The sequence below is a fragment of the Bacteroides sp. 41_26 genome, assembly GCF_949740115.1.
GTDB classification, from domain to species: Bacteria; Bacteroidota; Bacteroidia; order Bacteroidales; family Bacteroidaceae; genus Bacteroides; species Bacteroides nordii.
In genome coordinates, this window is record NZ_CATJGZ010000112.1 from 168,170 (window position 1) to 184,350 (window position 16,181).

Below are 16,181 nucleotides of genomic sequence, written 5' to 3' on the forward strand. Positions count from 1 at the left end.
TCATCGTTGATTAAATTCTGGTAAAAATCTTCTTTCTTGTTGAGTAGATTGAAAAGCATTTGGATTCGTAAAAAATTCAATCATTATTAAATCTTTGGGTGATAATCCTAACTTTTTCTGTATAGTAGCTTTTCGCTCTGCAGACATCTCTACCATTTCCTCTAACGATTTGCCAGTAAAGTCAAGTTCACCTAAACTCTCATTCATTTCTGTAGCCTGAGTCTCATAACTAAGTTGCTGTATTGCCAAATCAGGATCATTAATCACAAGTTCTGTACTATTTTGGATGACACCATCTTCGCCATACTTCACTGTAGAAACAAGACTTGCTAACTTGTTCTTAAAATCTATATGCGCATCAGTAAATTCCGCAACACCAGTAGCAAAATGAGCTATTGCATTATTATTACTCATCTGCACACTATTTCCTCCCGCTGTATTTACTGTTAGCAAAAAAGATTGTGGTTCCATTGCTACTGTTCCTCTCAACCCATTCCCTGTATAAGAGAGGTTTGTAGTTTGCATATAAGATTGTGGTTTAGCGCCTCCCGGATAAAAAGTATAAGGATTTGGTCTTCCGCCGTTTCTATATCCTCTTCTAACCGGTGGTCTTACCGGTCTGGGCTGCTTTCCATCCGGATCAAAATATTTGATCGGGTTATTAAAACAATACACATACGGACTTATCGAATAGTATTTCTCACACAACGGATCTATCGAAGTAAAACTCTGTATAAGCGGATCCTGCCGCCGTCCTGTAAAGTCATATTCATTCAGCCCATGCATGCTCACCAGTTCTTTCCCACCAAACATATAAGGTTGACGATAAAGGTCAACACTACGGTCAAACAGAACACCGGAGGGATAATATTCCAAAGACTGATCCTGGTAATAGCCCTGAGAATTACGGGTGATACGAACATTACCCAAATGATCATGGACATAGTAATAATAAGCATAGTTACGACGAGAGTCAATGCCTACATGATCTGCACCGATATAACCTTCGGGAGTTTGAACCATAAACATCTCAGGGGTACTGTTTTGCCAAGTACGATACATATAATGACCGTTCCATTCATCCGTAGCTTTGCTATAAGAAGCATTACCATGATAGACAGAATCCTGGGGAACAACTATTCCCGTACTATATGTTTTATAAACGGTTTTCACCTTTCTACCGTCGGCCAAATAACTATTTATAATCTGATTCCCATTCTGGAATTGAACGGTATCCGGCAAATTTAAGAAATTATACCGCGTTGAAACAACTCCCTTATCTAAATTCTTAATTAAATTACCGTTAGTATCATAATAATATTCAATGGCTGCATCCGACAAATCAGGATAAGACATACTGCCAAAATCATAACTATAACCGGATATAGGATTTCTTAAAGATACATTTTTTATCTGGTTGCCTGTGTACCGGATTTCCAACGCATCTATTTTATTACTATTCAGTCTGCGTTCCAGATAGGTTATATTACCCATCTTGTCATACAGATAAAACTCATGATGCGGCACTCTGATTCCCTGACTGTCATAAGCATTGGCAGCCGACAAACGGCTTAATCCATCATAGAGAAACTGATAAGTATATTTATTCCCGTTTTGATTATATTTTATAGCGGATATATTGCCATTATAACAAGGATCCGCATCGGTAAATGAACCGGTATTGTAAAACAGCTCCTCTTCAAATCCCCGACTTTTTATGGATAAGGTCCAGTTTCTTATATTATATGTATACCGCACGGTATCTTGCCCGTCATGCCGTCTCTTCTCCTGTAGCCTGCCATAATTATCGTAGATCAACTCGGAAAGCAAGACTCTCTGTCCGCCATTATGAGTGTGATAGGTTTTTATTAATCTCGAGGCATTATCATAGTCATATTCGTAAAGTTCCTGCTGACTATTATTACCCCTGGGATCACCGGGAGGATAGGGATAAATATAATAGGAGGAAGAATGCAGATATTTCGTGAGCAATGGCTGACCAGTGAAATTATATTTGGTCCAGCCAAGATTATAATGCCCGTACGGAGTCAGTTTACTCACTGTCTGTATTTCCCGCCCTCTCACATCATAATAATGCGCAACAAACTCTCCTTTACTCAAATCATCCAATTGACGGACATACGTTCCCGTCAATAACCCCTGAGCACTTTCATGCCTGATACCAAACGAAGCATCTTCCACATAATCCATCACATAGGTATTGAAACAATCCAAAGAAAGGAAATCATACCGGTCGTAATAGTTAGCCAACAGCACCCTGACTTTATAGCCCGACAAAACAGGGGCTTCGTATCCCAACAAGTTATCTGCTTTGCTGAGATCGAAAGAACAATTCGTGCTGAGTGTTCCTTTGAATAAGACATCCTTATAGTCATTTGCCAATTGCTCCCTCGAACGTTGTGTTTGAATAGTTCCCGTTACAACAACCCGATTGAGAGCGTCATATAGCATAAAACTCCACTCCTGTTTTGCACGTTGAACGCCACTTTGAGAAAGAATCGGATGATCTGCCTTGTCGTACACATACCATATAGGCTCACAACCCGGTAGAGTCTTCTCAACACACCGGTTGCGGGAATCATATTTATATTGATAACCATATAGAGAAAGATCGGGAGTATCCTGATAGGCAGGAGGAAGTACAAAACGTCGATTCCCAAAGTCATCATATACATAATAGGTATCATAAGGCTCACCACTAACCAATTGCCTGGTTAAAACGACTTGTCCAAGCATATCCGTGAAGGAGTAGGATAGACGCCCGTCCTCGTCTGCCGCTTGATTAACGTATAATGAACCGGCGGCATAATTGCCATTCTGCACCAATGAACCGGAAGTGTCCACTTTGTATAATTTGCAGCAAAGTGTATCGGTAGCAGTATTTGTCAGATAGGCTGTTGATACAGGATGATCAGTCCAGGCAGCGCCGGGGCCGTATTGCTTGACAATACGATTCAAAGGAGAAGCTTCATAAACAGATTCACTAAAAGGGCGGGAATCACCACCATAGGTAGCAGAAATATCATTCTTTATGTCTTGAGGCGATAAATAATCTGAAGAGGTTACATATGGCAACCAGGATATTGATTCACGCCCCACTCCGTCATATTCCTGAAGGGTGGCAAGATTGGTACCCGAAGGGGTCACATTTTTTTGTACATTCAGGAACGGACGCCCCAGACCATCATAATACTGTATCGTTTCAAGACATTTGGAAGGGTCACTTTCGTGTAGCATGACGCGGGTACGGATATAGTTTTGATTAATATCCTGAGAAAAGCCACAGGCAAAAACAAATACAAACAGAATTGCCAATATACCGGTACGTTTCATAAGTGTGTTGTTTTTAAGGAAAGAATAATGATTATCGTTTCAGAATCTTCTCGCCGTATGCTTTATCACCTACAACGATACGCAACAGGTATTCTCCGCCTGGTAGACCATCCAACGGAAACTGTTTTTGATAACTGCCTTCAGCCTGACAGGCTTTCTGTATGGAGGATTGTTGACGGCCCTGAATGTCATACAAACCGAGAGTCACATCCGAACCAACTTTCAGGGTATAATTCAAGGATACCACATGATCACTTAAAGTGAAGGTGTAATGAATAAATTCATCCTCATATCCGTGACCGTTATTCTCATTTTCAGGAGCTCCCTGGATAAAAGATTCCGGCTGTTTATCCGCCTCTATCCGATCCCGTTTCTCCTGATTATCAGAATCTTCGTTTAAGCCATAGTATTGTTCCTCAGGAGGATAATAAAAGGAGGTTGAGAAATGAGTCGATTTCTGGCCGGATGTACAAATGGCACTGTTTATGCTTTCAAAAACAGGATAACGATAACCTTCCGCATACCAGCGCCAGGTGTCAATTTGGAAATAAGAAGAATCATTAGCCAGATGCAAATTAACACTGTCGCGATAACAAACCGCAGAAGGTAAAGTATCCAAACCGGCAGTAATACTTACGAATCCCGGACTCATCTGCTCAAAGATTAACTTGCGGGTATGGATTCTCAGGACATGCTGCAAAGTATCCCCGCCAGGAAGGACCATCATACCGGTAGCATCTGCCGTAACCGTAGAATTACCACAAATATCAATCTTCATACGATTGCAATAATTGCCCTTTCCACCGAAAGAATTGGTAAAGGTACGCCCATAAGGAAAGGGAAATACAAGTAAAGCTTCGGGCTCACGATACATGATGCGGGTAGTAGGGTTCTCATACCCGGGAGTAAAAAGAGTATCACCGCACAATTGGTAATAATACATCGTACGGTGCTCGATACCGATAATGGTATCCGAATCAGAATGGAGAGAGGTATATCTGAGCTTATAGTTCGCATTTTTATTCTCTAACTCACTGAAATCCCAAACGATTCCCGGACCTTTTAATCCGGGAGACTTATAAGACACTTCCTGTTTCTGAAGATGATCACCGGAACGGGGAAGATTTGTTGCAATCCCGAGAGAATGCTGTGAAAACAGCTGAATTGGAATAATAACAGACAATAAAAAGAACAGTAGTGATTTCATAATTATGTATGTTTAGCTATTAACATACACAAAAAAGAAAATAGAACTTCATATAAATAAAATTACGTCTTTTCGTTTTTTTGCATGTGTTTACAAATATACACATATAAACCATACACTACATCATAATCAAACATGTTTTACAACAGACACATAAGCATACATTCAGCCTTCTCTATTAAAATACGAATATATTTAAAATAACCATTCTTTTCTCCTCCTGCATTTCAATAATTTATTTACAGATACTAGGTCTCATCACATTATGACATGGAATAAATGCATAAAATCACCGGATTACACCATAATAATAAAAGGTATAATCCGGTTTAACAATCACATAATCTAAATCTTCATTCAAAAATATAGCACAGACATTCGATCTCACTAATATCTGGCAGATATAAATACAGAGTTAATATACTCTTCACCTTCCATACATATTAGAATAATATTTGTAATTCAACTATATTATAACTCTTGATCCGAATGCCTGAATTCATAAATAAACCAGTTACTTTATGAAATTACACCCTAAAAACAAAGCTTTATTCTGCTTTTATTTAACTGAAAGCATTCTAAAAATTTCATTTGCAATCAATTTTGCTCCCGCAGCATCCGGATGTACACCATCTTTTTGGAAACACTCATCATGTCCCGAAACAGCAGTATAAATATCAATCAACACTAACTCCCTATCTTTCACTACCTCTTTTAGTATAGGAATTACCCCATTAAATACCACATCATCAGTAATACCATAATTACTTTTATAAACTTTACAGGGAGTACATACATAAATAGCAGAAACAGAAGGGAGTTCATTAAATTTATCAATCAAATAATTAGCATCACTTTTAAATTCGCTTTTATAAGTCCAGTTCATAGGTTTCGTATCATTAGTACCCAACTTTATTATAACAATATCCGGAGCAAATTCTATAGCTTTTGTATATTCTGCTTGATTCACATAAGGCCTATCCCCCTTCCTTAACAACGTCGCACCACTTTTTCCAAAATTACCTACATTATATCCATTCCCCAATAAGTGAGATAGCTGTGTAGGATAGCAATCATTTACCCGATCCGTCAACATAGAGCCAAAAGTAATACTATTACCAACACAAGCAACTTTTATAACATCTTTAATGGTGATGGTAAAATTCAGTTTTGCAACGGCATTATTATTAGTTGCTGAGATTTCTATATTTTCTATATGCGCAGAAGCCACTTTAGGAGCAGTTCCCGATAAAACAGCCGTTCCATTTCCATTGTCTTTTAAAGTTAACCAATCCGGCACATCATCAGCAATAATTTTAGTATCTCCATCGGGGTCAATAACCGAAGTCTTTATTGTATAACTAAAATCATATCCACCGGGCAATAATACGGGAGTAGTTATAGGTACAATATTTATAAGTGTTTCTTTAGGAATATAAGAGACAGTCAACTTAAACGATTGAGTAACTTCTTTCCCATTATTTATTGCATGGATAATAATATCTGAAGAAGAAGCCTCTTCCGGAGCAACTCCTTTAATCTCTGCCGTGCCATCACCTGCATCACTAAAAACAGCCCATGAAGGCACTCCTGTAGCCGTGATAACAGTAGCTCCGTTAGGATTGATTACTTCCGTAGTAATTATATAATGATAAAGTTGTTTCCCCTCTACAACAGTTATAGGTGTAGAACTAATTGAAAGTGTAGTTTCCGGTAACAGTTCGTCTTCTGTATCTTTACATGCTGTAAATGTGAGTAACAAAAGTGCCATACAGGCTAAAAAAAATCTTCTGAATATTTCCATAATATACAATTTTAAAATCAACATTAAACTTCAGAAAATCACACAAAAATAGTTTAATAGATTTTCTAAATTAATTGTTTCATAACAGTTTTACGAGCTCGATTATATCACAAAGATAGACTGCCCATACAATGTCGCATAAAAATAATATATCAAATACTAACAGAATCATATCAAAAAACAACATGAGACAGTCCAAAAAAGAAATGGAACAAAAGTATTATATTAATAAAAGAATTACTTCCCACTCTAAGTATCCCAATATATATCGTAGTTTAACATATACGCATCAGATACACTAAATAAATCTCGGATATACTTCAATGTAATAACCGTATTGAAGAGTTCCTTACCCACTGCAATAGACTCTATCATATTTGCTGGAAACAGACATTATAACTAAGCAATAAACATATACTGTCTTGTACTTAACATAGTACACTTTCTTCTTACAAATAATATGCTTTCTCTATCCATCATCTCCAAAGGTAAGAATCAAGAACATCCCCATGTTCTACAATAAAACATGGGGATGTTCTTGAGTAAAACACCCGGATGTTTTCAACAATAACACCCGGATGTTTTATAATAAGAAATCATATAACAAGCGCACAACACACTATGTAATAAACATTTAAATACTATACACTTAATCATTGCTAATATATACACTTTAGCGGAGCTATTTCTCCACTTACAGGAACAAGATATACTCCCCTCTTCAACAAATTATCTTATCTGAATTACCTTAACTAGAGGTCTTTCAGAATTTGCTGAAGCTGTATAGCATCGGAGGCACTACCAACCATAAACAGATAATCACCCGAAGGAGTAAAGAATTCTCCTTTTGCTTCATCCCAGAATCTCAATTCAGATTTCGGAACAGTCAAAATCACCTGTCTGCTTTCTCCTTTCTTCAAATGTACCCGCTCAAAACCTTTCAACTGTTTTAAAGGCATCTTTACAGACGAATCTGTTCCCTGGTATTTTACGTATAACTGAGCAACTTCATCGCCTTCATACTTTCCGGTATTTTTCAGTGTGAAGCTTACTTTCACAGTATCACCGGAAGAATCAATATTCAGTTTTTTATAAGAAAAAGTGGTATAACTTAGTCCGTAACCAAACGCATACAACGGCTTGCCTTCAAAGAACTGATAAGTACGCCCTTTACGAATATCATAATCATTGAATGCAGGCAGTTCGTCCAAACTGTTGTAATAGGTTAATGGTAATCTTCCGCCAGGATTATAATCTCCAAACAGAACCTCGGTTATAGCAGTACCTCCCGCCTCTCCGGGATACCAGGCATTGACAATAGCAGGAATATGTTCATCCATCCAGTTTATGGCCAATGAACTACCAGCAACCAAAACGACCACCGTATTCGGATTTATTTTATAAGCCTCTTCGATAAATGCTTGTTGCTCTTTCGGAAGTTCTATTGAAGAACGGTCTTGTCCTTCCCGTTCAATGGATTGATTTATTCCCAATACGGCAACCGTCAAATCACATTTTCTCATAATATTTCCGGCTTCTCCGTACAAGTCAATCACCGCTCTTTGATCGGTATCGGGTGCACGCCAATACAATTTTGCAGATGCACTGCCTCCACCATCAAAATATTCAGCAACGAGTTTATACTTTTTCCCCTTCTCTAAAGACAAAGATATACTATCCGTCTCTACACTTCGGTTATGCCATGAATCTATAATTTTCTTTCCGTCAATATACAACCGGCAACCATCGTCTGAAGTAAAAGCCAATGTATACTTCCCCGAAGCAGTAGGCACGAGGTCGCCGCTCCAACGGATAGACAATGGAGATTTCGGTAAAAAAGGATCCGGAGCTTGATTGATCGGTTCAAAGTTGATATTATCGTCTATACGTACTTTAGGAGTACCTGTCAAATCCTTATTATCATAGTATTCTGCCTTCAGACCATTCGGAAAATACGATTTCGTTATCATATCATATCCTGAAACTGAAGAGACCCAAGGAGTATACACAACCTCAACCTGATCGCCCAATCTGTTTCTAAGACCTTCAAGCACCGATACAGGATGATTAACCGGAGTTCCGCTATAATCACCAAATTCGCAATTTCCTGCATTTATCCCCACTACGGCTATCGATTTTATCTTTTTAGGATTTAAAGGAAGAAAATTCTTTTCATTCTTCAACAGGACAATGCTCTGACGAGCTGCCTCAAGAGCCAATTTACTGTGTTTCTCGCAACCGATTACCGAAGGCGATATCTTATTGTAAGGATTCAAATCCGGATCATCGAACAATCCCAGGCGCATACGTCCTCTTAATACACGATAAGCTGCAGAATCTATTTCTGCTTCAGTAACCATATACTGTTTATAAGCGTTGAGTAAAGGTCCTATATAGACATTATCCCCGCATTCAAGATCCAGCCCGGCTTGTATGGACAAAGTAGCGGCAGTCTCCAACGTTTTTACATATTTATGATCTGTGAACAAGAGACTCGGGCCTCCGCAGTCAGAAACCACATATCCATCGAATCCCCAATCATGACGAAGCACTTTCTTCAACAACCAATTATTCAGTGTACAGGGAACATCATTAATAGCATTATAAGCAGTCATTATAGAAGCGGCTTTCCCCTCCGTAATACACTTTTCAAATGCGGGCAAATAATATTCCCGCAGATTCTTTTCACTGATAATGGCATTACACTCAAAACGATTATGTTCCTCATTATTGGCTACAAAATGTTTAGGAGTCGACACCGTTTTCAGATAACGAGGATCATCTCCCTGCAATCCTCTGACGAATGAAACGCCCAACCTGCCCGACAGAAAAGGGTCTTCACCATAAGTCTCCGGAGTACGTCCCCAACGTGGATCTCTTGCCATATTTACGGTAGGAGACCAGAATGTAAGCAAATCACTAAATTGTGCCGATTGTTTCTTGCCACGTTCCAACTCATTCCACCTTGCACGAGCCTCATCAGAGATTACCGTTGATATTTCATGCAATAATTGTGGATTCCACATAGCAGCCAATCCGATGGCTTGCGGAAATACAGTAAAGTTTCCCGGACGCAGAACTCCATGAAGGGCCTCATTCCCATGATAATATTTATCTATGTTAAGCCGGGGGATACCCGGTGAAGTGGCACGCAATAATGAAATTTTTTCTTCAACGGTCAGTTTTGACAATAAATCAAGGATACGTTCATGCTGAGAGACATCCATATTCAGATAAATGTCTCTGTTATTTTGTGCCTGAGTTGAAAAAACACAAATCACACTTACTACAATCAGTAATAATCTTCTATTCATTTTTATTATTCTTTTGGTTTTACGATAGCACAAATACACCTAATCATTACTAATACATACACTTCAGCGGTGTTCTTTCTCCACTCACAGAAACAAGATATACTCCTCTTTCCGACAAAGGAATAACCGTATTAGAAAAGCCGGTATTCACGGTTCTGCCGTCCATAGTATACACAACTACTTTGTGATTATCCATACCACGAACCATTACTCCGGTATCTACCGGAACAACCCTGAAATGATCGGATGATGCGATTGACTGAATGCCGGTTGCAACAGATAAACCGGTGGTTGCAAACTTACTACCGGCGTACGACTGATCCAACGCCTGAACACCTACGGTATATCTACCATTGCCGAACACACGCATCCGATAGGAGTTGAGGGCGGAAGAGAGAGAAGTTTGTAAGTCGGTACCTACTTTCAGCCTACCGGTTTCAATATCTACCGGGATCATTGTATATAATTCTCCGGTCGTTTCGTTACGGACATAAATATTGTAACGCAAAGCAGCTTCCGACGTTTCCTTATCAGAACCGGGTAACCAGGAGATAACAAGTTCATCACCTTCCATCACAGCCGTAACTTTGGATGGCGGTTCGGGAAAAGTATTTCCGGAAAGTCCCACCTTTTGCGGATTATTCTCATAAACGCGTAACGGAGCCGTATAATAGGAGGCAGGAGCCTTCTCGTAAGTACCCACATAGCCGCCAACAATCAAGTCCATATTACCATCTCCATTGACGTCACCCATGTTAATACCACCATCCTGATTGACAGGAACCACCGGATAGGATTTATCCATAACAAACTTACCCTCCCGCGTCTGATAATAAATACGGTTTCTAAAACCGGAGCCATCACCGGGTTCTCCATTGATCACCATATCCATCAGCCCATCGCCATTAAAATCGGTAACCAACGGATTGGCACGGCTCACTCCCAGAATATTACTTTCTTTTTCGGATACATACCGATAGATGCATTTACCATCTTTATCTACAGTGCTATAATACAAAGAAGAGAGACAGACCCAACCGTCTCCGTTTCCGGTACTGATGATATCCAATGTACCGTCGCCATTAATATCTGCAAGTGTAGACTGTCCCTGAAAAGCTCCGCGAATATTTGAAGGCGTTTCATCCACAAACGAACCGTCACGTTTATTAATATACGTTTTAAGCGCAGTAGAAGTTTTGTCACTATATCCGGTGAACTCAATATCGAGCCAACCGTCATTATTCAGGTCACCAAACAGGACCGATCCATTGGTAGCTGCCTCAAACACCTGTTGTTCCTGACGAATAAAGGCACCACTTCCACGATCATTGAGATACAGATCAATGCGGCGTCCGTTGTGATAACTCATCACAACTACATCCGTATATCCGTCATGGTTATAATCGCCTACGGATACAGGATTGAAAAATCCTTCATCCTTGTATGGCAGAAAACCCGGAGCAGCAACTTTCTCAAAACGATATCCATTCTCTTCTCCCAGATTCCGGTACAAAGCAACTATTTTAATATCACTACTGACATTCCAGTCTCCTCCCTGCCCCATGATCAGCAAATCAAGATTTCCGTCATTGTTATAATCAAAAAAGACAGCATTCGTATAGGTACTTACAGCCAGATAAGAGTCTTTCTCAAGGGTAAAAGTACCATCACTATTACGCCGGGCGAGGATAGCTAATTCATCCCAGACATGAGCAACAGCTCCGATGCACGGTAACGTTGCAAGCAAACAAGCAATTAATCTCTTTTTCATAAACCACTCCTTTTATTCTTCTGTTACCAGACCGCCAGGGCCGTCAAATTTATATTCGAACGAGTCGAACCAGGCGCTTCCACCCTCTTCCTTTGTATTATATGAATAAAGCCCTACACGAGAACCTTTCCAGTCACGAGAGCCTTCCTGAAAGGAATCACCACACTCCAGATAGTTTTGACCATCCAGACTATAAGAGAATTGATGCTTATTATTCAAGGCATCGATCGCCAATTTTACATAAATCACCGGATCACCGGCTTTTTCTATTGTTTTAATCAGCTTTATCTGTCCTTCGTTCTCATAATAAACAACCGGGGTTAATGTTCCATCATCCTTCTGCATCAGAACACCTGCTCCACAAAATTTATTACCAATACACTCTAAACCCGCACGTTGTCCTTCGGTCATAGCAGAATAATCCATCCGGATAACGACTTCGCCCTTATACCCCATCGTCTTTTGAGTAAACTGATTGCGGGAATCACGCACACTTTCTGCTTTCAATGCTTTGATCTCCAACCATCCCGGACGGGAAGTAAGCGACCAGTTTTCATTTGCCGGATTATGATTGAATTGCCATTGTACAGCCAGCTTATCAGAAGAAAAATCATCACTGGCCTGCGGTGCATGCGGAGTTACATCACATTTAACAGCAGGCTTTTTGCAGACTTTCATCGGTTCACCAATTCCATTCTTGTCATAGTCCGTGCCGATAACCGGGAAACCGTCTTCCCATACCACCGGTTGCAAATGTACAACACGCCCTTGCGGATCGGCCGACTGGAAATGATAAAACCACCATTCTCCCTCGGGTGTATCTACCAAAGCTCCCTGATGAGGACCATTGACCTTCGTCACTCCCATTTCCAATACACGTTTTGAGTCATAAGGTCCATAAATATTTTTAGAACGCATCACCGTTTGCCAACCCGAACCTACACCGCCTTCGGGAATACTTATGTAATAATAGCCATCCTTCTTAAAGAGTTTCGTCCCTTCGGCAACAGGACCTTCGTATACTTTCTTTCCATCGTCAAGAAGCCGACTACCGTCTGCACTCATCTTATGAATATAAATCGGGCCACCACCCAATTGGCTGCGCCCCACATAAGCCTGTCCGTCATCATCCCAAAGCGGACAAGGATCTTCCCAACCACCGGCACTCTTCACACAATGTAAAGGTGTCCAGGGGCCGGCAGCGTTTGTAGCTGTAGACATAAACAATCCATCGTTTGGCATACATACAAACATCCAGAACTTTCCGTCATGATAGCGTAGAGCAGGTGCCCAACTGCCATCGCCATAACGCTTCATTTCCGAAAAACCAGGAAGATCGATATGATTGTATATCTGACCAACAATGGTCCAGTTTACCATATCATCCGATTCCAGAACCGGTATACCCATAAAGTGGAACTCGGAACAAATCATATAGTATTTACTCCCTACCCGGATAACGTCCGGATCGGAATAGTCACCATTCAGAATAGGATTGGCAAACGTTCCGTCTCCCAAATCTCCCCAACGCGGATCTATATACCAGCCACTAGAGCCTCCCAGATCCTGCCCGCCACAAAACAATCCCATATAACCGCTATTGGTATATGCCCCTAATACCGGGCGAGCCCGGTGTTCACCCGGAAAAAACTCCTGAATAGATTCATCATCTGTTCCTACTCTTTCAAATGCCGTCATTTGCTGCGCAGTAATAGTGATAAAAGGTAAGCAGCAAAGAACAAGTGACAGAGCAGACCTGCTTTTCTTTAAAGAGAAAATGTTCTTCATAATTTTTATTTTAATTTGGTTAATAACTCGAAGGTTTGTGTGCAAATGTAGTGTTATTGGTTATCGCATATAGTGATAAATGTATCAATAAATATAACCAATGTAGATATTTTTGATATTTGAAGAATAGAATGCAGGCTACTTTCTACATTTCTGTTAGTAAACCACGAAAATTTACTATAACCGACTCTTCCCAAATACTTACCATATATCCTCTCTTACATTAGCCCTGGAGGTGATGAGGAAAACCCTAACGTAATATTCTCAATATCTCCTTCTCCCCAACATTCAATAGTAATCCATTTTATAGGAAAAACAAAAAAGCCCTCCGTTTCAACAAAATGAAAATCTACAACAACTTTAAGATGATGATAACCCATAGATACATTCATATTATCAATAAACAAATAAAGCTCAGAGAATCTATTATTCCTGAAATACAGTTTGTTATCAATATAAACCTCAATAGATATCTCTGTATTCTCTCCATTCCAACATGTAATATGATTTGATAAAACAAAAGACAAATTGGTACAATCCTTTCTAACATACCAATAAATGTTTTTAGAAACAAATATCAAAAAATACGACATTGCTAATAATAATAGAATTTTTCTCTTTTTCATATGATGTAAATTATGGTCTAACATAAATTGATGCCTTCCCTCTATTGGGCCTTTTCCTCCCTAAGGGGTTAATTTCATAATTATATCTTTTATTTAGCTCTTTATTCTTCCATTTTGAATAAACTGTTTTAAATTGTGTACTATTTAAATTGTAAAAGGAACCATTTGACCTCATTAAGTTAAAAGGATTACGCTTATTATGTTCAAGGCCACTTAAATGCCCAAATTCATGAGTCGCTGTAAAAGTATCATAGTTTCGGTTTGTAATCATTCTATCATAAGGTATCGTGAATAAATTCACTTCAAGAAATACAACTTTCCTTCCAAAACTATTACTTCATCGTATTAACCCAACAATAAGTATACAGATTCTTATCATAATACTTCTCACGCAAAGAATCCATCGTCGTAAAACGACATAAGATCGAATCGTACCAACACTTACCATTACAAATCAATAAGGATAGAAAAGATTTCATACGAAAGCGCCTGTTCATTAAATCTAATCTCATCCAAATAATAAGCATCCATCGAAGTCAATAAGTCAACATTCTTATAGATGGCAAATTCAACTATTATTTGATCACATTCTTTTTTTAATATATCATCAAACTTTATTCTTTTATCAAAAATAGAGAAACTTTTAAGGGAGATATCTTTAACGTATTTCTTTGAATAAAAAAACGTTCCAGGAATTGAAATATAAAGTTTTCCTTTTGGAGGAATAGGACTAAAATGATATATTATCTGTCCTTTCCTTACGAACCTTTTTTCTCCTATTACGGTAAGATCAACATACTCTACTGATAAGTATGGCAAAAGCGGTAAAAAAGAAAATTTACGCTGTTTTGTTTTTTCATCATATCTATGCAAATATTTAGTATCATACAAATTTTCTTTCGACAAAATTGAAATTTCGTTCAGATAACTATCAAAGAGATACAAACTATCATCAGATTTATTAATGAATTCAAAGATCATACAATCATTTGATTTATTAACTAAACGTAAGCACAAACGATCCGTGGATACAGACTCATAATTATTGGGTTTTAGTTCTTTCATTTGTGCACTCAAATGAACCCCAAAAACAAACAAAAATAGTGCAGCAATACAAATCTTATTCATATTAATATACCCCCTGTTTTACATTTCTATTGTGAGTTTCATCATATGGTCGTGGAGCTAAATTCAGTATCCTCCTAACCCTATTGTGATAATTTATCACATTGTTTTGAGCTTTACCTTGGTAAATAACATGACCTATCTCATGAAATGTGACATCATTTACACCTTGAGATATTGTTTCTTTTATAAATCGTGGTCCATTATCAGGGATTATAGGTGTTACATAATACGCTGGAGTAACAGCATATACAGTAGCCTGTGTTTTAATAGAGGGGTTGATAAGAATTGTATTCTGTTTCAATGTAGAGTTTTCGCTTGCCAATACAGCAATTGCTCCACCACCTTTAGAAGCATCTAATGTTATCGTATTCTCTGCAATATCCATGATTTGAGCATTTCCTCCATATACAATATTTGTTACTACACTTTCATTCACAAATTTGTCATTTTTTTTAATTCATTTCTACGAAAGAAAGACATTTACTGAATATCCCTACTTCATTTTATATCTTGCATTTAAAGCCAGTGGTACACTATAATTCAATAATCTACCGGACGCTTTATCAATAACTTGTCATTATCATAACAACGCTTATTCTCAAAGATAAGGCTGTCCGACTTTACAAATATAAGCTGACCTAAAATACGGCGTTCATTCTCCAACTTTCCACTCCTATGGATAGCCTCCCATTGTTTATCACGGGAAAGAGTACGATAAGTAGGCTTATCTACATAAATGTGAGGATTCCCATAAACTGAAAAATAAATAGTATCAGGTAAAGGAGTTCCCAATCGTCTTCCATAATATGAAATACCTCGTTCTATATCATCCCAACCACATGGTCCGGCAAAGATATTATCTACATTCTCTCTACCCAAATCATAGTAAATCCCCATTAATGTGTCATACTTGTCACGCAAAGCTAAATAATCAAACCAAACTCCGAATATCTTTATATTATCAGTTTCATAAAAGCGAATCCAAGGCAAATAATAACGAAAATAGATTTGATCTACACCACGAATATCATACGCGCAAGCCTGACGTACATGGAAACGAATATCACGCAAGCTATCTTTCAAAATCAAAGTATCACACAAAGGCTTGTAATACCAAATATCTCTTTCGGTACTAATTATCTGAGAGATTGAATCACAATGGATATCGTACGGCCGTAAAAGAAACACA

Annotated in this window: 10 protein-coding genes; all 10 read right to left on the reverse strand. The window is 38.6% G+C overall.

Translation table 11 applies throughout. The annotated features are described in order from the left end of the window. Complete coding sequence (locus QX565_RS17050; protein WP_289293638.1) at positions 1-3,354, reverse strand: DUF6443 domain-containing protein; 3,354 nt, start codon at positions 3,352-3,354, stop codon at positions 1-3. Positions 3,355-3,385: 31 nt separating this feature from the next. Then, on the reverse strand, positions 3,386-4,561 hold the full coding sequence (locus tag QX565_RS17055) for a T9SS type A sorting domain-containing protein (protein ID WP_289293639.1): 1,176 nt from the start codon (positions 4,559-4,561) through the stop codon (positions 3,386-3,388). Between the two features lie 559 nt (positions 4,562-5,120). After that, the gene (locus tag QX565_RS17060; RefSeq protein ID WP_289293640.1) at positions 5,121-6,365 is read right to left on the reverse strand and encodes a GDSL-type esterase/lipase family protein; all 1,245 of its coding nucleotides are present in this window, start codon (positions 6,363-6,365) and stop codon (positions 5,121-5,123) included. A 752-nt stretch (positions 6,366-7,117) separates the two neighbouring features. Further along, complete coding sequence (locus QX565_RS17065; RefSeq protein WP_289293641.1) at positions 7,118-9,679, reverse strand: glycoside hydrolase family 3 protein; 2,562 nt, start codon at positions 9,677-9,679, stop codon at positions 7,118-7,120. Between the two features lie 49 nt (positions 9,680-9,728). Next, entirely contained in the window at positions 9,729-11,450 is a 1,722-nt protein-coding gene (locus QX565_RS17070; protein WP_289293642.1) for an FG-GAP repeat domain-containing protein, read from the reverse strand. Positions 11,451-11,462: 12 nt separating this feature from the next. Beyond that, positions 11,463-13,238 (reverse strand): glycoside hydrolase family 43 protein, encoded by a 1,776-nt coding sequence (locus QX565_RS17075; RefSeq protein ID WP_289293643.1) that lies wholly within the window; start codon positions 13,236-13,238, stop codon positions 11,463-11,465. Between the two features lie 218 nt (positions 13,239-13,456). Further along, the gene (locus tag QX565_RS17080; RefSeq protein ID WP_289293644.1) at positions 13,457-13,864 is read right to left on the reverse strand and encodes a hypothetical protein; all 408 of its coding nucleotides are present in this window, start codon (positions 13,862-13,864) and stop codon (positions 13,457-13,459) included. Positions 13,865-14,311: 447 nt separating this feature from the next. Then, positions 14,312-14,992 carry a hypothetical protein gene (locus tag QX565_RS17085; RefSeq protein ID WP_289293645.1) on the reverse strand — a complete coding sequence of 227 codons (681 nt, stop codon included), beginning with the start codon at positions 14,990-14,992 and terminating at the stop codon, positions 14,312-14,314. 1 nt (position 14,993) lies between these two features. Then, positions 14,994-15,428 carry a hypothetical protein gene (locus tag QX565_RS17090; RefSeq protein ID WP_221650104.1) on the reverse strand — a complete coding sequence of 145 codons (435 nt, stop codon included), beginning with the start codon at positions 15,426-15,428 and terminating at the stop codon, positions 14,994-14,996. Between the two features lie 104 nt (positions 15,429-15,532). Then, a partial coding sequence (locus QX565_RS17095; protein ID WP_289293647.1) for a hypothetical protein occupies positions 15,533-16,181 on the reverse strand: 649 nt, incomplete at its 5' end.

Coding starts and splice junctions, on each gene's coding strand:
- QX565_RS17050 (WP_289293638.1), bottom strand. CDS start 3,354: ATGAAACGTACCGGTATATTGGCAATTCTGTTTGTATTTGTTTTTGCC.
- QX565_RS17055 (WP_289293639.1), bottom strand. CDS start 4,561: ATGAAATCACTACTGTTCTTTTTATTGTCTGTTATTATTCCAATTCAG.
- QX565_RS17060 (WP_289293640.1), bottom strand. CDS start 6,365: ATGGAAATATTCAGAAGATTTTTTTTAGCCTGTATGGCACTTTTGTTA.
- QX565_RS17065 (WP_289293641.1), bottom strand. CDS start 9,679: ATGAATAGAAGATTATTACTGATTGTAGTAAGTGTGATTTGTGTTTTT.
- QX565_RS17070 (WP_289293642.1), bottom strand. CDS start 11,450: ATGAAAAAGAGATTAATTGCTTGTTTGCTTGCAACGTTACCGTGCATC.
- QX565_RS17075 (WP_289293643.1), bottom strand. CDS start 13,238: ATGAAGAACATTTTCTCTTTAAAGAAAAGCAGGTCTGCTCTGTCACTT.
- QX565_RS17080 (WP_289293644.1), bottom strand. CDS start 13,864: ATGAAAAAGAGAAAAATTCTATTATTATTAGCAATGTCGTATTTTTTG.
- QX565_RS17085 (WP_289293645.1), bottom strand. CDS start 14,992: ATGAATAAGATTTGTATTGCTGCACTATTTTTGTTTGTTTTTGGGGTT.